The 18,457-nt window shown below is 61.7% G+C and carries 17 protein-coding genes; 13 read left to right on the forward strand and 4 right to left on the reverse strand.

Features of this window, described 5'->3' with window-relative positions:
- Positions 1-438: 438 nt before the first annotated feature.
- The gene (locus tag ACX3OZ_RS16360) at positions 439-699 is read left to right on the forward strand and encodes a hypothetical protein (RefSeq protein WP_459104914.1); all 261 of its coding nucleotides are present in this window, start codon (positions 439-441) and stop codon (positions 697-699) included.
- 31 nt (positions 700-730) lie between these two features.
- Positions 731-1,057, forward strand: coding sequence for a hypothetical protein (locus ACX3OZ_RS16365; RefSeq protein WP_459104915.1), 327 nt, complete (start codon positions 731-733; stop codon positions 1,055-1,057).
- A 34-nt stretch (positions 1,058-1,091) separates the two neighbouring features.
- Here ACX3OZ_RS16365 and ACX3OZ_RS16370 read toward each other — a convergent pair whose 3' ends face one another.
- The 3 genes from ACX3OZ_RS16370 to ACX3OZ_RS16380 form a co-directional block, all read right to left on the reverse strand.
- A complete protein-coding gene (locus tag ACX3OZ_RS16370; protein WP_459104916.1) occupies positions 1,092-2,339 on the reverse strand; it encodes a GGDEF domain-containing protein in 1,248 nt (415 codons plus the stop codon).
- A gap of 265 nt (positions 2,340-2,604) precedes the next feature.
- On the reverse strand, positions 2,605-2,895 hold the full coding sequence (locus ACX3OZ_RS16375; RefSeq protein WP_459104917.1) for a hypothetical protein: 291 nt from the start codon (positions 2,893-2,895) through the stop codon (positions 2,605-2,607).
- Between the two features lie 76 nt (positions 2,896-2,971).
- Positions 2,972-3,478 carry a hypothetical protein gene (locus tag ACX3OZ_RS16380; protein ID WP_459104918.1) on the reverse strand — a complete coding sequence of 169 codons (507 nt, stop codon included), beginning with the start codon at positions 3,476-3,478 and terminating at the stop codon, positions 2,972-2,974.
- Positions 3,479-3,610: 132 nt separating this feature from the next.
- Here ACX3OZ_RS16380 and ACX3OZ_RS16385 point away from each other — a divergent pair, with 132 nt between their 5' ends.
- Positions 3,611-6,253 (forward strand): helix-turn-helix transcriptional regulator, encoded by a 2,643-nt coding sequence (locus ACX3OZ_RS16385; RefSeq protein WP_459104919.1) that lies wholly within the window; start codon positions 3,611-3,613, stop codon positions 6,251-6,253.
- 255 nt (positions 6,254-6,508) lie between these two features.
- Positions 6,509-6,733, forward strand: coding sequence for a hypothetical protein (locus ACX3OZ_RS16390; protein ID WP_459104920.1), 225 nt, complete (start codon positions 6,509-6,511; stop codon positions 6,731-6,733).
- Positions 6,734-7,393: 660 nt separating this feature from the next.
- On the opposite strand, the gene ACX3OZ_RS16395 is transcribed toward ACX3OZ_RS16390, so the two are convergent.
- Positions 7,394-8,029, reverse strand: coding sequence for an ArsR/SmtB family transcription factor (locus ACX3OZ_RS16395; protein ID WP_459104921.1), 636 nt, complete (start codon positions 8,027-8,029; stop codon positions 7,394-7,396).
- Positions 8,030-8,127: 98 nt separating this feature from the next.
- Here ACX3OZ_RS16395 and ACX3OZ_RS16400 point away from each other — a divergent pair, with 98 nt between their 5' ends.
- From ACX3OZ_RS16400 to ACX3OZ_RS16440, 9 genes are all read left to right on the forward strand, one after another.
- A complete protein-coding gene (locus ACX3OZ_RS16400) occupies positions 8,128-9,309 on the forward strand; it encodes an MFS transporter (protein ID WP_459104922.1) in 1,182 nt (393 codons plus the stop codon).
- Between the two features lie 789 nt (positions 9,310-10,098).
- A complete protein-coding gene (locus ACX3OZ_RS16405; protein ID WP_459104923.1) occupies positions 10,099-10,347 on the forward strand; it encodes a hypothetical protein in 249 nt (82 codons plus the stop codon).
- Positions 10,348-10,503: 156 nt separating this feature from the next.
- Positions 10,504-11,358, forward strand: coding sequence for a DeoR/GlpR family DNA-binding transcription regulator (locus tag ACX3OZ_RS16410; RefSeq protein ID WP_459104924.1), 855 nt, complete (start codon positions 10,504-10,506; stop codon positions 11,356-11,358).
- The gene (locus tag ACX3OZ_RS16415) at positions 11,348-12,829 is read left to right on the forward strand and encodes an alkaline phosphatase family protein (protein ID WP_459104925.1); all 1,482 of its coding nucleotides are present in this window, start codon (positions 11,348-11,350) and stop codon (positions 12,827-12,829) included. The genes ACX3OZ_RS16410 and ACX3OZ_RS16415 overlap by 11 nt, the downstream gene beginning before the upstream one ends.
- A gap of 94 nt (positions 12,830-12,923) precedes the next feature.
- Positions 12,924-14,561, forward strand: coding sequence for an ABC transporter substrate-binding protein (locus tag ACX3OZ_RS16420; RefSeq protein ID WP_459104926.1), 1,638 nt, complete (start codon positions 12,924-12,926; stop codon positions 14,559-14,561).
- Between the two features lie 73 nt (positions 14,562-14,634).
- The gene (locus ACX3OZ_RS16425; RefSeq protein ID WP_459104927.1) at positions 14,635-15,495 is read left to right on the forward strand and encodes a metallophosphoesterase family protein; all 861 of its coding nucleotides are present in this window, start codon (positions 14,635-14,637) and stop codon (positions 15,493-15,495) included.
- A 2-nt stretch (positions 15,496-15,497) separates the two neighbouring features.
- Positions 15,498-16,523, forward strand: a complete 1,026-nt coding sequence (locus tag ACX3OZ_RS16430; protein WP_459104928.1) for an ABC transporter ATP-binding protein — start codon at positions 15,498-15,500, stop codon at positions 16,521-16,523.
- Positions 16,520-17,509 carry an ABC transporter ATP-binding protein gene (locus ACX3OZ_RS16435; protein ID WP_459104929.1) on the forward strand — a complete coding sequence of 330 codons (990 nt, stop codon included), beginning with the start codon at positions 16,520-16,522 and terminating at the stop codon, positions 17,507-17,509. Before ACX3OZ_RS16430 ends, ACX3OZ_RS16435 begins: the two co-directional genes overlap by 4 nt.
- Position 17,510: 1 nt before the next feature.
- Positions 17,511-18,446, forward strand: coding sequence for an ABC transporter permease (locus tag ACX3OZ_RS16440; RefSeq protein ID WP_459104930.1), 936 nt, complete (start codon positions 17,511-17,513; stop codon positions 18,444-18,446).
- Positions 18,447-18,457: the final 11 nt, after the last annotated feature.

An 18,457-nucleotide genomic window follows, 5' to 3' on the forward strand; every position in this document is an offset into this window, starting at 1 on the left:
CCCCCGCTCGGTGATCTGACGAACCGCGTCCCGCTTGAAATCGTCGCTGAAATTGGCTTTGCCCATGTAGGCCTCCTTGCCTCAAAATTAGGAAGGAAGGCGTCTACAAATCTAGGGGCTATTCAATGTGAGCAGCAAGCGTGCCGCGCAATCTCCACCAAGCGGGGCTTTTTGTTGCCATTACCGCAGTGTCTAATGCCGCTTAGCCTCTAAAGTCTCGGGAGGGTGACCTCGAGCCCCAGGTTCAAACGCTACTCTCACATTAATGCTATTTGGACACCGGGACTAAGGGCGAATACCGCGATGAGCGGAAATCGCGCCTCATGCGCTTGAGGCCTCCCTGCGTTGTTTCCTGAACTTGATCCTGCTTGGGCGGGCTTCTTGTTCTCCGCAACCTGCAGCATGACGAGCGCGTTGCCTCAAGACAAGGAGGCCCGTATGGCGACATTCAAACTAATCGACAATGACCTAGCCCAAGAGATTGTGGACAGCGTCGTCGTCTCAATCGGGCCAGCCGCCGCCCGCGTTTCCAACGCGATGGATGGCGACGTCCACACCGAAGAGGGTTATCCCATTCTCAATGGGCTTGTGGCTGCGCAGCGTGACGCACAGTCAAGACAGCAGCCCGTGATCTACATTGTTCTCGAGCCTGGCGCTCGTTGGGACGAAACATGGGGCGCGCTCCACCCTCAGGATTGAGCCGCTTGGGCGGGTGCGCTACGCTCCCAACATGCCGCCTTACCTTTGGACCACCGATGACGATGAAGTGGCGCTCGACGCTGTCACCGTTGGCATTGGATTTGATAGCACGGCGCTGCTGGCTGCCGACCTGCAAGCTGAGCTACATACGGCAAAGGTCTATTGGCCGGAGCGCAATTACCAAGGCGAGAAGATCCACGCGCGATCCGAAGGACCGTTCGATCCGCCGGTAGCGCTATCCTATGCCGAGATCATCGCAGAACGCTATGGCTTCACCCGCGTTGTGGTATCGATCCAGAATCGAGACCTGTGGCACGATAGCTGGGGAGAGCTTCGCGAACAGGAAGGCTTTGATTGATGCGTGGACGCCTCGTCCGCTCGACACGCCGAAATCACCGTGGTCTGGTCGGCATCATTGTGGCAACGGCGCACTTATCGGCTCGATCGTTCTGCCCCAGGACAGCGGCGACGCCGTCGCGATTTGCCTCGGGTGGCGCGATGCCCGGCTGGGCGGTGATGTCGAGCCCAAACGGACCACTTTCCTCTTGATGGCCAACGGTACGGTTGCGCCCGGCCCGCTTTGCCGCATAGAGCCTGGCATCAACCCGATCATAGAGACTTAGCCAATTGTCCTGAGCTTTGAGTGTTCCGGCGCCAAAACTCGCGGTGAGTTGGCGTGCGCCTGCCAGCCCAGCAAATCTGTGCCACTCGATCGCAATGCGCACTCGCTCAGCGCATTCATAGGCTTGTTGGGGGGTGGTGTCCGGGAGGAGCAGCGCAAATTCCTCACCGCCAAGCCGGCCAACGATATCGCCCTTGCGCGCCGATTGACACAGCAGGTGTCCGACCTCGCGCAGGACTGCGTCGCCGATGACGTGACCATGGGTGTCATTGATGATTTTAAAGTTGTCCAGGTCGCACAGGAGCAACGATGCGCCGCCTTCTCCACCTGTCTGCAGATGGGCCGATGCGCGTTGCTCGAACCCCCGTCGGTTCAGAACGCCGGTCAAATTGTCGGTATCGCGCTCCTGACGGAGGTCGTCGAGCAGGTCAACAATGGCGGCGGCGAGGATGGCCAGGGCCAGAGCGGCGCCGAGCACAGCCAGCGAAAGTTGCAGGGACTGCCAGAACAGCGAGTTGCCGAAGGCAGCTTTGCCAACAGGCGCCGAGAACCCGATGGTCAGCGCGGTCCGGGGAAAAAAGTGCAGGGCGAAGGTCAGGAGCACCCAAAACAGCACCCGGTCGATAGCGCGGCCGCGTGCGAGCGGGCGCAGTCGGATAGCGGCCATGAGCAGAACAGTGCCATAGCCAAAATTCTGGATATAGACGCGAGCCAGAACGCTGGGGGCAAGGTAAACAAAATATGTCAGCAGCAGCGTGAACCCGATCAGTATCGCCGCGTTGACTTTCCCGCCAAACCCTTTGCCTGAACGGCGGAGCACACCCTCGACGGCGACCAACACCGCCGAAGTATAGAAAACACTAGAAAATATTGCATTCTGCCCGCTATCCGACGGCCAGTCTAAAATCTGGGATATAGCGCCGAGCGCGAACAGAGCGCAGGCGCCGGCCAGGAAAAGTAGGTAGCTATGTTTACGCTCGATCAACCATGCGCCGCCGAAGGCCGTTCCGAAGACCAACAGGATTCCGGGGCTTATCAATGAGAGCGTGGTCCTTACTATGGCCCCTTCCATTAAGTGCAAGCTTCCCATTTTCGCTAAAGGGCAGCCGTTATGCGGTGCCGCCCGTCGACGGCGGATTTATACCCAAGACCTTAGCCAATTTGATGAATAATGTCTCGTATTCTATCAGCCGCTTTACGGACACCATGCCGTGGTTGCGCGACCGGGGAGATGGGTCCAGGTCTGCGCTGTCCCAACCGGCTCCGCACAGGCCGCCGATACTTCATTTCCTGGGGCGACTCAAATTGGCCGCGCCGGATGCAAGCATCTTACCCCCCGGACGGACCCTGGGAATGGTGCATTCCGACGTGGCGCTGGCGCAGTGGATATAGGTGCCGTCGGCGGTGATGATGTCGATATTGCTGCCGTCCTTGTTTGCGGCCCAGGAGCAGCCCTCCTGGTCGATGCACTGACCAACGGCGTTGCAACCGTCGGTCGCCCAAGCTGGAGCCGTGAAGCCAAAAATGGTGCAGACGGCCGCCGTAGTAGCCAATAATCTGAATGACGATTGCATTTTGAGGCTCCTATGAGTTGGTCGGCGAGACAGGGTTGCCTATCGCCGTGACTGCGGACTGCGCTGCGGCAGCAAGCTATTGCCCGTGGTCATGCGCCGCATCGCAACTTACATCGGGGTTCATGTCAGCGAAGGTGCCGCTCGGATTGGGACGCCAGGCCCAAACATGCAGTTCGTAGAAGGGCTCAAGGCCATATCTGTTGGGCGCGCCGGTGAAACTGAACAGGTGTCCCTGCAAGCTGGCCGGTCCCGCGTGCGTGATATATTCGACCGCGATCAATTCCTGCGTGCCGTCTACCTTGGGTTCGTACATCACCGCCTCGGGGCGGCCGATATCGATAGCGTCGTCTTCGAGATAGGCACTATTGACGTAATGGACGCCCATGGCGCCGCCCGCCGCCCCGCTGACACAGGGGATGGGCGCATATCCTTCTGCGATCGCGGTGGCGACATCCTGAAACCGGTCATTGGCATCGCGCACGCCGGTCGCCAGAGGGTTGTCGGGGCTGTCTTGTGCTACGGCGCCACCCGCAGTTAGCGTCACCAATGCCGCGAACGGCAGTATCCACTGTTTGGCTGTCATTATCTTCTCCATGCGCTGTGGGGCGAGCACGATGGACGCTCCCCATGAGCGCCCCGGCACCTTGGGCGCGACGGCAGGACCGCGCATCGGCGAAGTTCCCCAGTTTTACCGAAACGACCTCCCATATTTGCAATGCGCCAATTCTGGTCCACCCTGTTGTCCGACGCGTGGCTTGCCACCGGAGGATTGATGACACTACTGGAGCGTGCGACCCAATTTGAGCAATTAAACACCCTGCTGACGGCCGCCATATCTGGGCGTGGCGGGATCGCAGCTGTTTGCGGGGAGGCCGGCGCGGGCAAAACCAGTCTCGTCGCGGGTTTTGCCGGTGCGGCCGCAGGCATAGCCAGGGTGCTTCGCAGCGCCTGCGAGGATCTGTCGGTCCCCGATCCACTCGGTCCGCTCTATGACCTCGCCCGGGAGGCGAACTGGACGCTGGTACGTTCGGGAGCGGACAGACAGGGACTGTCGCTGTTCTCCGATGCGCTGGAGGCGTTCCAAAGTGACGAGCGGCCGACGCTGCTGCTGATTGAAGACCTGCACTGGGCCGACGAGGCGACGCTCGACTTCGTCCGCTTTGTCGGCCGGCGCATCGTTCAGTCCAACATCGTGCTGGTCTTGACCGCGCGCACCGATAGCGGAGACGGCCAAAGGCGGCTGCGTCGGGCGCTGGCCGGCATCCCCGCCGACCATGTCCTGCGGATCGACATCCCCCTGCTGACCCAGAGCGCCGTTGCCGAATTGGTGCATGCTTCCGGCGGAGACGCGCAGACGATTTATCGCGCCACCGCCGGCAATCCCTTTTTCGTGACCGAATTGCTGCGTGCGGGCAGCGACACGCAGCTGCCGCCAAATGTGCGCGACATGGTGCTGGCCCGTGCCGAGCATCTCAGCCCTGGTGCGCGCCGAGCGCTTGACGCGGTCTCCGTCTTTCCACGGCAGGCCGAAGCGACAGTGCTGCGGATGGTCTACGGAGCAGGCAGTGCTGCTCCGCTGGCGGAATGTGTTGCAAGCGGGATGCTGGAAGATTTGGGGCAGGCGTTTGCCTTCCGCCACGAGATCGCCCGTGATGCCGTTGCCTTAGCTCTGGCGCCATCGCTGCGGCGAGACCTGAATGGACGGGTCCTGGCAGCGCTGAGGGCCGGCGATGGCGTGCCGGTAGCTCGGTTGGTTCACCATGCTCTGGAGGCGAATGATGCCGCCGCTGTGGCTAAATTCGCGCCGCTGGCAGCCGCGGAGGCCTCGCGCGTAGGCGCCCATCGTCAGGCCGCCGCACATTACGAGACGGCACTCAAACAGGCGGACAGCTTCAATGTGGACGCGCGAGCCGACCTGCTTGAGCGTTACGCCTTCGAGTGCCACCTGCTCGGGAAACTGCAAGACGCGGTGGACGCGGCAAGCAGGGCCTGCCAACTACGGCAGGGCCAAGGCGACAGGCTCAAGGAAGGCGACGGTCTCAGGTGGCTGTCGCGATATAGCTACGTGCTTGGAGATCGCGCCGCCGCCGATCAATATGGACTACGGGCGATCGAACTACTCGAAACGGTTCCGCCTGGTCCCGAACGCGCCATGGCCTATTCAAACCAGTCCCAGCTGGCAATGCTGGGGGGCGACGTCGAGGAGACATTACGGCATGGCGCAGCGGCCATTAGGCTGGCGGAAACATTCGGCCGCGCTGATATCGTTTGCCACGCACTCAACAATATTGGCACCTCCGAAGCGTGGACAGATGTCGAGCAAAGCCGGCAGCATCTCGACCGCAGCCTGCAGCTCGCTCTCGATGGCGATCTGCAGGAGCATGCCGCTCGCGCCTTCACGAACAGCGCCTGGATGGAAATCGGCGTGCTGGCCTTTCCACGAGCGGCGGCCTTTCTCAAGACCGGCATCGAATATTGTGTCGAGCACGATATCGACACCTGGCGCGACTATATGCGCGGGTGGCGCGCGGAATTGTTTTTGCGGCAGGGCAACTGGAGCGAGGCGGACGCAGCGGCCAGCGAGGTGCTGGGCAACGAGGATGCGACGCCACTCATGCGCTATCCAGCGGCCACGGTGCTGGCGCGCCTGCGGATACGGCGTGGCGACCAGCCGACCGGGGAACTGATGGCGGAGCTATCGCGATACCTCGAAAAAGGCATGGAGCTGCAGCGGCTCGCTGCCTATGCCGTCGTGCTGGCCGAGCAGGCATGGGTCGGGCAAGGTGATAGCAACGAAGCCCTCCGGCAACTTAAGCGCGCCCAAGACTTGGCTACCTCCAGGGCCCTGTTCGGCGAACTTACCTTCTGGCGCCACCTGCTGGCTCCGGATACGCCGCCCGGCGATACCACCGGTATGGCCGCCCCTTATCGGCTGTATTTTGCGGGAGATTGGCGGGCGGGCGCTGCCAAATGGTCAGCGCTGGGCGCACCCTATGATCAAGCGTTGGCGCTGCTGGGAGGTGATGAAGCTGCCCAGCACGAGGCGCTGGCGATTTTTCAGTCTCTCGGCGCCAACACAGTGGTTCAGCACGTTCGCAGACTGATGCGGCGGCGGGGCCTGAAACGGATCGGCCGGGGTCCCAGTCGAACCACCCGCGCCAATCAGGCCGGTCTTACCGAGCGGGAAATGGAGGTCCTGCACCTGCTGGGACGCGGCTGCTCAAACAAGGCAATAGCAGCGCAGCTCGATATTTCGCCCAAAACCGTCGATCATCACGTCACCGCCTTGCTGGGAAAACTCGACGTCGCCTCGCGCGGCGAGGCAACCGCACGCGCACGCGACGTCGGGCTGATCTGACGCTGCTTCGGACCTCGGCCCTGCTTTCTGGCAAAAATCGGTAGTCCGGAGCTTTAGCCGCGTTAGGTGGTTGTAAGACCATCAGGCTTGCAGTTTCGCTCGGCGATCAAAAGTATAAGCCGGAGCCTCGCCCATAGGCTCAGCAGGTTCGAGTTCGGTGAACTAATCGGTCATTCGGTCAAATTGTCCCGCAGGCTTTCGGCACTCAGAAACCATTGAGGCTCACAACGAGGTCGGGGCTCCGGAGTGTAAAAAATGAAGCCGACCACCCTGCCCCATCCGCTTTACGTGCAGGCCAGAGACCATCTCGAGCAGGCCATGGCAGTTCTGTTGCGCGAACCCGACGCTGCGCCACTGCTCGCCTTGATCGATGAAGCGGTCCACATCGCAATCGAGATGGCGCATCTCCCGCCGACAGACGAAACAATCTTGCACCTAAGGCCATACGATATGGTTCACGTTGAACCTGACGAGGGCTGAGGCACATCATGACGAACAACTGCTGTTGTTGACAGGTCCCCTAATGCGCGGACTAGTGGCCCTAACGGAGGGAGAGTTGGGTCGCACCCACAGGGGCAACGTCTTTGCAATTGTGAACGGGCTGGGGCAATCTTCGGATTATGCACTTCAAGGTGGATTACACTCGATACTCCCCCCAACGACGCAGGCTGGAGTTCACAGCCAGCGGCGAGCGAAATGGCGTTAAGTTCACCGTGACGACCGACGTTCAATGCAAAGATCCTCAAACGGTAGAGAATGCGCATCTGGTCGTGGTATCGCGGATTAGCGAAATGTTTCAAAAGCCGAGTGCGTCAGGCCGGTAAGTCGGGCCCATTATCGATCCCAAGCTGTAAGGAATAACGGCCGGCTTTTGGCCCAATTTATGCCCAACAAGATGCAGTGCGCAGTCCTGCGAACTGTCTAGGAATCGTTCCGATGGCAGAGAGGGCCGCGGGACTGCGCAATCAGCTAATCCAACCGGCGCGGGGGCGGCACAAGCCATGCCGGGCCATTATTCACCTTTGCCACCTATTTCGGCGTTGTCAGCTGACCTGACGGGACTTGCGGCTGGCGGAAGACAGACCGAGCCCCGGCCGCGCCGGTCTGCGGGGCGCTGCCGGGTGTTTGCCGGATAACGGCCTAGGTGGTTTCGATCGGGTGACCGGCCGCGCGCCATTCGGGTAGTCCATCCCGCAAGCGCCGGACCTTGAACCCCTGTGCTCGCAATGCCCGCACGGCCTGTAACGACAGGACACAGTAGGGCCCGCGGCAATAGGCAACGATCTCACGATCCCGTGGCAATTCGGCGAGACGTTCGGCCAGTATGGCGATATCGATGTTCATCGCTCCGGGCAGGTGACCGGCGCGGAACTCGTCTGCCGGGCGCACATCCAGCAACGTGATGCTTTCGGCGCTCATGCGCACCAAAAGCTCGTCGGGCTCAATCGGCTCCAGCGCGTCGACGTCGGTAAAATAGGTGTCGACCAGCCCTTGGACCGCAGCGACATTGTGCGCGGCCAGTGCACGTAACGCCGAGACCGCCTCGATGATCGGCCCATCCTGCAACCGGTAAACGATATTTTTTCCGGCACGATGGCCGACGATCAGGCCACTCCTGCGCAACTGCTGCAGGTGCTGCGAGACATTGGCAAAACCGAGCCCGGTCTTGCCGGTGAGCGTCTCCACCGATTGCTCGCCCTGAGCGAGCAGTTCCAGCAGTTCCAGCCGATGTTCGTTTCCAAGGGTCCGCGCCAGGGCCGCGAAATGGAGGCGCAACGACTGCCCAGGGCCATGACTTGACATTCAATCCTCGCGCATTCATTCAATCAAGTTATTGAATGTAACATTGCTCTGCGAGCCCTGCAATGCAGCCCATGCACCGACAAGTCTTCCTGCTCGCGACGGCACAGGCGCTGTTCCAGATCGTCTCTGTTCTAGTGATGACGATTGGCGCCCTGGCCGGCAGCATCCTTGCGCCGGCGCCCGAATGGGCCACGGCCCCGATTGCCGCCATGTTTCTCGGAACCGCAGTATCAACCGTGCCGGCCTCAATGTGGATGGCGCGGGTGGGCCGCAAGATCGGCTTCGCCACCGGCGCCGCTCTGGGCGCGCTGGGTGGACTGCTCGCCGCTGGCGGGATAGCAACGTCGTCGTTGACCTTGCTCTGCCTGGGGACCTTCCTGGCCGGCACCTATCAGGGTTTTGCCCAGTTCTACCGTTTTGCCGCCGCCGAAGTGGCCGATGACGCCTACCGCCCGCGCGCCATTTCGCTCGTCTTAGCCGGCGGCGTAGTGGCAGCATTGCTTGGGCCGCTGCTGGCGCGCTGGGGTGGCGACCTCATACAGCCGACCTATACCGCCTCGTTCCTGTTCCTCTCCGCCGCATCGTTCATCGCCATCGGCGTACTGCTGTTTGTTAACGTGCCACGTTCCGTCGATACCGCTGCCGAAAAGGCCGCGGCGCGCCCCTTGGGCATGATTATCCGGCAGCCGACCTATCTGGTCGCCCTGTTCGGCGCAGTGACGGGCTATGGCATCATGATCCTGGCCATGACCGCAACACCGCTGGCCATGGCACATCACCAGCACGGGCTGGCGGCGACAGCCACAGTGATACAGTTACATGTGCTGGGCATGTTTCTGCCGTCCTTCTTCACCGGCTCACTGATTGCCCGCTTTGGCGTGTTACGCGTCATGTTTACCGGCATCGTGCTGTTGGCCGGACACGTGCTGCTGAGCCTGTCCGGCACCGGGTTGTACTCCTTCAGTGCCGCCCTGATCCTGCTCGGCGTCGGCTGGAACTTCCTTTACATCGGCGGAACCAATTTGTTGACCCGCACCTACACAACCGCAGAAAAAGGCAAGGCACAGGCCACCAATGATCTGACGATCTTTATCATTGGCCTGGCCGCATCGCTTGGCGCCGGTATCTTGCAAAACACCATCGGCTGGCAGACGCTTAACCTGGTGCTGCTGCCATGGTTGGCGCTGGCCGCCGCCGCAATCCTCTGGCTGGCCAAATCGGACGCGCTGGTGCCGCTGGGTGCCAAGCCGTAGACCTCCGGCACGGCGGCAGGCTTTTGTCTTTAGCGGACTTTGGTGGATGTTGCTGCGGCCCGGCGCCGATGATGGTGGTGAAACTGTCGGTGCGATAGGGCGCGGTGTCGGTCAGGGGTTACCTGTATTAGGGCAGGAAATGATCGGACACGCAGAGGAAATCATAGCCCTTGGCCTGATAGCGGCGGCAGACTTCCTCCGGCGGCAAGGCGCCGTACGAGCGGTTGGGGTGACCTGCCCGACCGCCGGAAGACAGGCACCGACCGTCAGTCGGTGCCTGTTCGACCTGATCTCGCCAAGTAAAATATGATGCGCACCGCAGCTCACGGTCCCCCGTGAGCAGACGGTCACACCAGGTTCCACAACCTATATTATGCGTATCCACCGGGGTCCGCCGCGCGTCGGCGCTTCATCCCCCGCAGCAGTCGGCTGCTTCCGAAACCGGCCGATAGCAAACTGACAGCTAAGTGTAGGCCGGCAGGTCGTCATTCTGCAGATAGGTCAACAGCGGCTGGTTCGACAACACGGAAGCGTAGAAAATATGCTCCCACGAATTGGGGCTTGGGTCTGCTTGGGCAATCCCGAACGAGGTCAGAGTGGCTTGGATATCCTGCCCGCTCGCGCGCATCGCTGTCACGAGGCGGATGAGCCGCCGGTACTGATTGCGGAAAAGTGCACATATCGTGAGCCTAGTGCTAACTCACGGACATGGGCCTCGACCAATGTTATCTGAGCTGGCGGAAGTGCCTGCGACGCGCCCAGCTCAAACGTGGGTGTATCGAAGGGCGCATGGATCATCAGCTCAATTACCTGCTTGGCGATGAAGGCGTCGAAATACGGGGGCAGGAAGAAACGAGGCGTATCGGCATTGCCGGTTTTCTCAAGCTTTTCGCCCTGGCTCACGTCGCACATAGGAAAAAGATTGAGCGGCGTGACGCAGAAATGCGGATAGATCCCTTTGGGCAGGTAATGGTCAAGTGTGTTCGGGGCAGCCTTCTCGTCAGTCAGCCCCTGTCGGGAGCGTTGCCGCGCAGTTGAGCACCTGGGCGTGGCACCTGTGCGTATCGCCCCATGAACCATGGGTCCTGGCGGCAGACATGCGTCAAAAGGACCACAAACCACAACAACCTTCACCCAAGGTACAACAAAGTTTCAAGGTAGCGTCACATACCGCCTGTAGGACTGCACGCACTGATGTCCCCTGCCGAGGTCGTGACGGTGAAAGTTCCTGCTGCCAGCCGCCAAACAACCATCATCCAGCTCGTGAACGACGGGCATGGCATGTCGATTGCCGCGATTGCGTCGCTCTGTGGCGTATCGACCGAAACCATTCGCCGGGACCTAGCGCAGCTGGAACGCAATGGCGACATTCAGCGCGTTTACGGCGGCGCCATCCCCACCGATCGCAGCGCACCGGTCAGCGAGCGGCGCCATATGATCCGGGCCGGAAAGCGCATCATCGGCCGGCTGGTCGCCGACATGATCCAGAAAGACCAATGGATATTCATCACCGGCGGCAGCACGGGCCTGGCCATCGCCGAGGCCATGCTCAACGGGCCTGCGGTCAACGTGATGACGCCCATGCCCTCCATCGCCGACACCCTCAACTCGGGCAGCCGCCATCGCGTCGTCCTGACCGGCGGCCAGTATGACGCCAGCAGCGGCGTGACAACCGGCGATGAAGTGCTCGATGCCATTGCGGCCTGCACGTTCGATCTCGCCATTGTCGGCATTTACGGCCTCGATGCCGGCTATGGCCTGGTCGAGGCCAATCGCTTCAACATGCTGCTCAAGCAAACGCTCATGGCTCACAGCCGCCGCACGATTTTCGTCGGAGACCACACCAAGATGGGCGAAGTCGGGCGCTATCGCAGCGTGCCCTTCAGCGACGTCGAAACCATCGTTACCGATTTGCCCCCGTTCGGGCCGTTGGCCGAACGTCTGCGCCAGGCCGGCAGTACCGTCATTTACCCCCATCCCCTGGACGCCGACGAGCAGACCGGGTCTGCCGATGTCGTCGCCTTAGAAAGGCATTCCGATGCATACTGATCACGTCATAATCGTTGGGATCGATGGCCTGCGCCCCGATCAGGTCAACGAGCAGACCATGCCGAACCTGGCCGCCATGAAGGCGCGTGGCGTTTCGAGCGCCAATCACCGCACGGTGTTCCCTTCCGAGACCCGTGGCGCCCTGACTGCGCTGGCGAATGGCGCCCGTCCCGCCCAGACCGGCATATTGGGCAACGTCTTCTATGCCCGCGGCGATGATCCGACGCTGGCCCGCACCGACACCATCCACGACTGGCATGCCAATGACGATGCCCTTCCGGGCGGCTATGTGTCCGCGACCAGCCTTGGGGAAACGCTTTCCAAGGCGGGCATGACCCTTGCGGTGGTGACCTCCTCGGGACAGGGCTCGTTCACCGCCCTGAGCTGGAAGGGAGAGCAATGGGGCAATGTCGGCTTCAATGTCCGCCACCCCCAAATCGCCTATCCCCACGATATCGCAGCCGACATCGAGGGCACACACAAGGTTCCCCCGGGGGGCTTTGATCGTGGAGCCGAAGCCAAGGCCATCGACATCTTCACCCAAAGCGTGTGGCCTGCGGCTCTCCCCGAGGCGTCGATCATCTGGCTGACCGAGGTCGACAGCGCGTCGCATAAATTCGGTCTGGGCAGCGCGGGCCAGCTGGAAACGATGAAATCATGCGATGCCGCGATCGGCGCATTGCTGAACTGGCGCGACAGCCAGCCCAATGCCGAGGACATCCTCATCATGGTGACCTCCGACCATGGCCATGTGACCAGCGGAGAAAGCGTTGATGTCGCCAAAACCTTGCGAGAGGCCGGGATCAGGATCGACTCCAATTTTGCCGGCGACGCCGATATCCTGATGCGGGGCGGACGCACGCCAGGGCTCTGGCTGCGCAAGGCCGATCCCGGCCTGTTGACATCGGCAGCCCAAATCCTGGCCGCCCAGCCCTGGTATGGCGCCGGCTTCACACGCCCTCTGCCCACAGACAGCATGCAGCCTTCGGTGGAAGGAACGCTGTCCATGGCCCTGACCGGCGCCGATCACCAGCGTGCGCCCGACCTCTATCTGGAAATGGCCGGCCATAACGGCGCCAACGAACATGGCGTTGGCGGCACCGCCTACCTGGATGCCGGCGCGTACAGCACGCTGATGGGCGGCGGTACGCATGGCGGCATGCACTGGAGCGAACTATCGGCGGTGCTGATTGCCGATGGCGCCATGGCCAAGAAGGGCAGCGTGGTGAACACCCGCACCGGAATTTATGATCTTGCGCCCACCATTCTGCATCTGCTGGGGGTAACGGTGCCGGCCACGATGAGCGGGCGCGCCTTGCTCGACCTGTTCGAAGGCGAACCGGTCGCCGCCGTTGAAAGCCAGACTTTCGAGGCCAGCCTCAACGGCAAGACATCGAAACTGACGGTCAGCACCGTGGCAGACCGCCAATATCTGGATCATGCCGGCGACGGTCCGTCCGCGTCAGCCTGATCCCGACACCCTGACAACAACACCTCTTGCCGTGCGGCGCCCGCCGCGCGGCCGAAAAAACACGCCCTGATTGCGCGTCAACCTGGAGATGGACATGAGTATCCTCACTAAGACCACAGCCATGCTTTGCCTGATGGTATCCACCGCTATCGTGGGTGTTGCCCACGCCGAAGACCGGCCCGTCCTTAACGTCGCTCTTCAGTCGATGGGCACCGCCGGTTCGCTCGACAACGTCGAGAGCGCCAGTACCGCCCAGCGCAAATATCAGAACTCGATCTTCGAGCAGTTGATCGCACTCGATTTTGCCGATCCCAACCTGGCCGCCAAGCCGGGCCTGGCTGAAAGCTGGAGCTGGATTTCTTCCACCCAGCTGGAGCTGAAGCTGCGTCAGGGCGTGACCTTCCATAATGGTGATCCAATGACCGCCGACGATGTGGTCTTTTCGTTCTCGGACGAGCGTTTTGGTCTGCTGCCTGAGCAAGTTGCCGCCCGCGAGGCCGGCGAAGCCAACGCCATTCTCGCCGATGGCACCGCGACCATCGTACCACCCGCCACTGTTGCCGCCACCAAGACGCAGGCATGGCCCCTGCTCGATCGTGTCGAGGTCGTCGATGAGAACACCGTGCGCTTCGTCATGAGGCAGGCAACCCTCGATACCGAAGCGCGCCTGGCGCGCCTCAACCATGCCTCGATCATCTCCAAGCGCGCCTTCCGCGAAGCCGATGGCTGGAAGGGCTGGGCAATCGCGCCGGTTGCCACCGGTCCCTACAAGGTCGCCTCGCTCGATGAAGGCGCTGCCATCCGCATGGTTCCTCATGAACAGTATTGGGAAGGCCAGCCTCCGCTTGCCGCGCTCAACTATCTGGTCATTCCCGAAGGCGCCAGCCGCATCAACGGCCTGCTCTCCGGCGAATATGACATCATCACCGACGTGGGTCCCGACCAGGTTGATCTGATCAACAATGCCGATGGTTTCGATGTCGCAGGCGGACCGCTGGCCAATATTCGCTTCATCAACCTCGATACCCGCAACGGTCCCCTGCAGAACGTCAAGGTGCGTCAGGCGCTGGCCCACACCATCGACCATGAAACCATTGTCGAAGGTCTGTGGAGCGGCCTCACCGCCAGGGCCCACGGCCTGCAGCACCCGATGTTCGGCGATCTCTATGTCGATGAGCACAAGCCGGTCGAGTTCAATATCGAACTGGCCCAGCAACTGTTGGCCGAAGCCGGCTACAACGGCGAAGCAATCACCTTCCGCGTCCAGCCCGACTATTACCCGAACCAACTCACGGTCGCGCAGTACAACATCGAGAACATGCGGGCCGCCGGTTTCAACATCGAGTTTGCAGTGACGGACGTTCCTGGCGAAGTCAATGACACGCGGATGATGTACGACCTGTCCAATACGGTGCATTTTGGCTATCCGCTGGCCATCCTGCAGAACAATTGCCCGCATGGCAGCTACAACCTGTCGACCAATCCCGAGACCGGCACGTATACGAACGACGAGTTCAACGCGCTCTGCCAGACCCTGATCGAAGCCGCCTCGCCTGAAGAAGCCCGTGCGGCCTTCGCCCGCGCGCTGGAAATCCTCGAGATTGAAGACCCCGCTTACGTCCTGCTGCACCAGAACGCGATCCTTTATGGCAAGCGTGCCGATATCGAGTGGGCCCCCTCCGCCATCTTCGCGATGGATTTCGGCCCGGGCGCTATCAGCGTGGCCGACTAATCAAACCTGGGAGCGCATGGCCGCCATGCGCTCCCTCCCGTTTTGACAGCAATTTTCTGACTGGCAATCTTCCATGCGACATCCCCTTGCGATCGAGGGCAATATGGCCATGCTTGGCCCAAACGAGGGCTATTCGTCCCAGCGTCTTTACGCGGTGGGCGACATCCACGGCCAGATCCAGATTCTGGACGATCTGCTCGCGCAGATCGAAGATGACCTGCGCCGCCATCCGATAGACCGGGGCAAACTTATCTTCACCGGCGACTATATCGATCGTGGCGCCGATGCCCGCGCCGTTATCGACCGCGTCAGCCGGCTGCAGGAGAACCGGTTTCACGGTGCCGAAGTCATCTGCCTTCGCGGCAATCACGAACAATGGATGATTGATTTTATCTCCGGCGAGGACAATCTGGCGAACTGGGGCGTCAAGGGCGGAAGCGAGACCCTGCAATCCTATGACGTGCCGCTGGACGACGCCGAACTGGACCTCACCGACAGCGCCACCAATGCACGCCTGCGCGCCATCCTGGCGGAAAAAATGCCGGTCCGCCACCAGCACTTTCTTGCTAGCCTGCCCCTCACCCATAGTCACGAGGGCTATTTTTTCGTGCATGCGGGTGTTGATCCCGACCGACCGCTCAACGACCAGCGCGATCACGATCTGATCTGGATTCGGGACAAATTTCTTACCCACCCCCTGCCCTTCGGCAAGGTCGTGGTCCACGGCCATTCCTGCTGCGCGCAGGTGGAAAGCCATGCCAACCGCATCAATATCGACACTGGAATTTACATTCAGGGGCGCCTCAGCTGCGTCATCCTGGAGGGCGCTTCGCGCGACCTGCTGCAGGCCGTTGGCGAACCCTGCGCCGGCTATGCCCACCATCAGGGCTCGCTGGTAACCCGAAAACCATTGCTTGAACCCGCTGGAGTGTGACCATGCCCGACCGGACACCGCTGATTGCCATCCAAGACCTAACCGTTGATTTCGAGGACCGTGCCGGTTTCATCCGCGCCCTGCATGGCGTTTCGTTCACCGTCGAGCGCGGCGAAGCCCTTGGCGTTGTCGGTGAATCGGGGTGCGGCAAGTCGATTACCTGGCTTGCCGCGCTCGGCCTGCTCGGCAGTCGGGCCCGTACTGGCGGTTCGGTTCGGCTGGCCGGGCAGGAACTGATCGGGGCGGACGACGACGTCCTGTCCGGTGTGCGCGGCAGCAGGATCGCCATGATCTTTCAGGACCCTTCCAGTTCCCTCAATCCACTGCTGCGCGTTGGCGCCCAACTGCGCGAAGCGCTGGCACTGCATCAGAATATGCGCGGCGCAGCGGCTCGGGCCGAGGCAGCCCGCCTGCTGGATCGGGTAGGCATCTCGAACGCCCAGTCGCGTCTGAATGCCTATCCCCATGAGCTTTCTGGCGGTATGAACCAGCGCGTGATGATCGCCATGGCCCTGGCTGGCAAACCCGAAATGCTGGTGGCTGACGAACCAACCACGGCGCTCGACGCCACCATCCAGGCCCAAATTCTTGGACTGCTCGACGATTTGCGCCGGGAAGAGAATATGGGACTGGTCCTGATCTCGCACGACCTGGAGATGGTGTCGGAAATGACCGAGCGCGTACTGGTCATGTATGCCGGGCGCATCGTTGAGGACAGCCCCACCGCCACCCTGTTCGACCGCCCCGCTCACCCCTACACCCGAGGCCTGATCGCGGCCCTGCCCGATCTTAACGGTCCCATCGAGCGGCTCAGGCCGGTCCCCGGCACCGTGCCGTCCCCCAAATCCATGCCGGTGGGCTGTGCTTTCGGGCCAAGATGTCCACAAGCCCAGGCCCGCTGCCAGCAGGTCGTTCCCCCGCTCGAGCGCGTGGCCGCGCAGACGCGCCATAGCTCGGCCTGCTTCTTCAATCCGGCGCCGCCTCGCCAGGCGGCTCGGCCCGCGCGCCAGTTGGAGGCGGCGATATGAGCCGCACGCTACAGGCGCGCAATCTCAAGCGGCATTATCTCACCCGCGAACCGGGTGCGCTATTCGGGGCCAAGCGTGTCCTCAAAGCCGTCGACGGGGTGTCCTTCTCTGTGGCTCCGGGGGAAACGCTCGGCATCGTGGGCGAGTCGGGTTGCGGCAAGTCGACGACCGCCAAGCTCCTGCTCGGCCTACTGCCGGCCAGTTCGGGCGAGGTCTGGTTTGGCGATGAACGGATTTCCGCGCGCAAGGATGTGCAATGGCGCCAGCAGCGCCGGTTGATGCAAATGATCTACCAGGATCCGATGAGCGCGCTGGACCGGCGCCTGACCATCGGTTACCAGATCGGGGAGCCGTTCATCGTCCACCATCCCGAGATGAGCAGGGCGGAGCGCGAGAGTCGCGTCGCCACCATCATGGGCGATGTCGGGTTGACGTCCCACCACCACGATCTTTATCCGCACCAGCTTTCCGGCGGTCAGCGGCAGCGCGCCGTCATCGCCCGCACGCTGGCGATCCAGCCTGAACTGATCGTCTGCGACGAACCTGTTTCCGCGCTCGACGTGTCGGTACAGGCGCAGGTGCTCAATCTGTTTCAGGATATTCGCGAGCGCACCGGCTTTACCTCGGTGTTCATCAGCCACGACCTCAAGGTCGTCCGCCAGGTGTCCGACCGTGTTGCCGTCATGTATCTGGGCAAGATCGTGGAAATGGGCCTGCCCGACGAGGTGTTTCACCGTCCTCGGCACCCCTATACCAAAGCGCTGGTGTCAGCCGTTCCCAACCGCCATCGCGACCGCGCCAGTCGGATCGTGCTGACGGGGGAACTACCCAGCCCGCTGGATGTGCCGCGTGGCTGCCCGTTCCATACGCGGTGCCGGGAGGCGACCGCGATTTGCCGGACGCTGGCACCGGACCTCGTCGACCTCAACGGGCACACCGCTGCCTGCCATCTCGTCAACCCGATCCAGCACGCTGCGGTGGCCTGACATGCTCTTGTTTATCTTATCCCGGCTGCTCCGGGCCCTGGCGACCTTGTTCATCATCGTCACCTTTGCCTTCGTCATTCTCCGCGTTGCCGGCGATCCGGTCGCACGCTTCTACGACGTCGCGACGACGCCGCCCGAGGTGATCGCCGCGTTTCGCATCGAATGGGGGCTGGACAAGCCATTGTGGCAACAGTTCATCAACTATATCGGCTCGGTCCTGACCGGCGATCTGGGCAATTCAATGCGCGAGAGCCGTCCGGCACTGGTGACGGTGCTGGCGCGCCTGCCCCTGACGCTGCAACTGGCAGTCCCGGTGCTGTTTCTCAAAGTGCTGATCGGGGTGACCATTGGCATTTTCGCGGCGCTGCACCGCAACTCCTTCATCGATCGCGGCCTGATGATGATATCGGTACTAGGCATTACCGTGCCGACCTTTGTCATCGGGCTGGTGCTGGCAATGATCTTTGCGGTGCAATTGCGGTGGCTGCCATCGGGCGGTTATACCGAATTGCGCCACATGATCCTCCCCGTCGCCACCATGACCATTGCAGGCTCGGCGGTTATTGCCCGCTACACCCGCTCGGCGATGCTTGAGGTTCTTGGCCAGCCCTTTGTTCGGGCGGCCAGCGCCAAGGGGCTGAAGTCCCACCTGGTCATCCTGCGCCATGTCCTGCCCAATGCCGCGATATCGATCATTACCATCTTCGGCCTCATGCTGGGCGGGCTGATCGGCGGCGCGGTCGTTGTCGAGAGCGTTTTCTCCTGGCCGGGCGTCGGGCGTCTGCTCATCGACTCGGTGTCATCGCGCGATCTGGCGGTGGTTCAGACCATTCTGCTGATGATCGGCTTGACCATGGTGATCTCAAATCTGTTCGTCGACCTGCTTTACGGACTTATCGACCCGCGCATGCGCGATCCGCGCCACACCGGCCAGTAAGGGAAGTTCAC

This window comes from Devosia sp. A369 (genome assembly GCF_054489345.1).

Excerpts from the sequence above, each read along its gene's own strand:
- ACX3OZ_RS16360 (WP_459104914.1), top strand. The coding sequence starts at position 439 with ATGGCGACATTCAAACTAATCGACAATGACCTAGCCCAAGAGATTGTG.
- ACX3OZ_RS16365 (WP_459104915.1), top strand. The coding sequence starts at position 731 with ATGCCGCCTTACCTTTGGACCACCGATGACGATGAAGTGGCGCTCGAC.
- ACX3OZ_RS16375 (WP_459104917.1), bottom strand. The coding sequence starts at position 2,895 with ATGCAATCGTCATTCAGATTATTGGCTACTACGGCGGCCGTCTGCACC.
- ACX3OZ_RS16380 (WP_459104918.1), bottom strand. The coding sequence starts at position 3,478 with ATGACAGCCAAACAGTGGATACTGCCGTTCGCGGCATTGGTGACGCTA.
- ACX3OZ_RS16385 (WP_459104919.1), top strand. The coding sequence starts at position 3,611 with ATGCGCCAATTCTGGTCCACCCTGTTGTCCGACGCGTGGCTTGCCACC.
- ACX3OZ_RS16390 (WP_459104920.1), top strand. The coding sequence starts at position 6,509 with ATGAAGCCGACCACCCTGCCCCATCCGCTTTACGTGCAGGCCAGAGAC.
- ACX3OZ_RS16400 (WP_459104922.1), top strand. The coding sequence starts at position 8,128 with ATGCACCGACAAGTCTTCCTGCTCGCGACGGCACAGGCGCTGTTCCAG.
- ACX3OZ_RS16405 (WP_459104923.1), top strand. The coding sequence starts at position 10,099 with ATGGATCATCAGCTCAATTACCTGCTTGGCGATGAAGGCGTCGAAATA.
- ACX3OZ_RS16410 (WP_459104924.1), top strand. The coding sequence starts at position 10,504 with ATGTCCCCTGCCGAGGTCGTGACGGTGAAAGTTCCTGCTGCCAGCCGC.
- ACX3OZ_RS16415 (WP_459104925.1), top strand. The coding sequence starts at position 11,348 with ATGCATACTGATCACGTCATAATCGTTGGGATCGATGGCCTGCGCCCC.
- ACX3OZ_RS16420 (WP_459104926.1), top strand. The coding sequence starts at position 12,924 with ATGAGTATCCTCACTAAGACCACAGCCATGCTTTGCCTGATGGTATCC.
- ACX3OZ_RS16425 (WP_459104927.1), top strand. The coding sequence starts at position 14,635 with ATGCGACATCCCCTTGCGATCGAGGGCAATATGGCCATGCTTGGCCCA.
- ACX3OZ_RS16430 (WP_459104928.1), top strand. The coding sequence starts at position 15,498 with ATGCCCGACCGGACACCGCTGATTGCCATCCAAGACCTAACCGTTGAT.
- ACX3OZ_RS16435 (WP_459104929.1), top strand. The coding sequence starts at position 16,520 with ATGAGCCGCACGCTACAGGCGCGCAATCTCAAGCGGCATTATCTCACC.
- ACX3OZ_RS16440 (WP_459104930.1), top strand. The coding sequence starts at position 17,511 with ATGCTCTTGTTTATCTTATCCCGGCTGCTCCGGGCCCTGGCGACCTTG.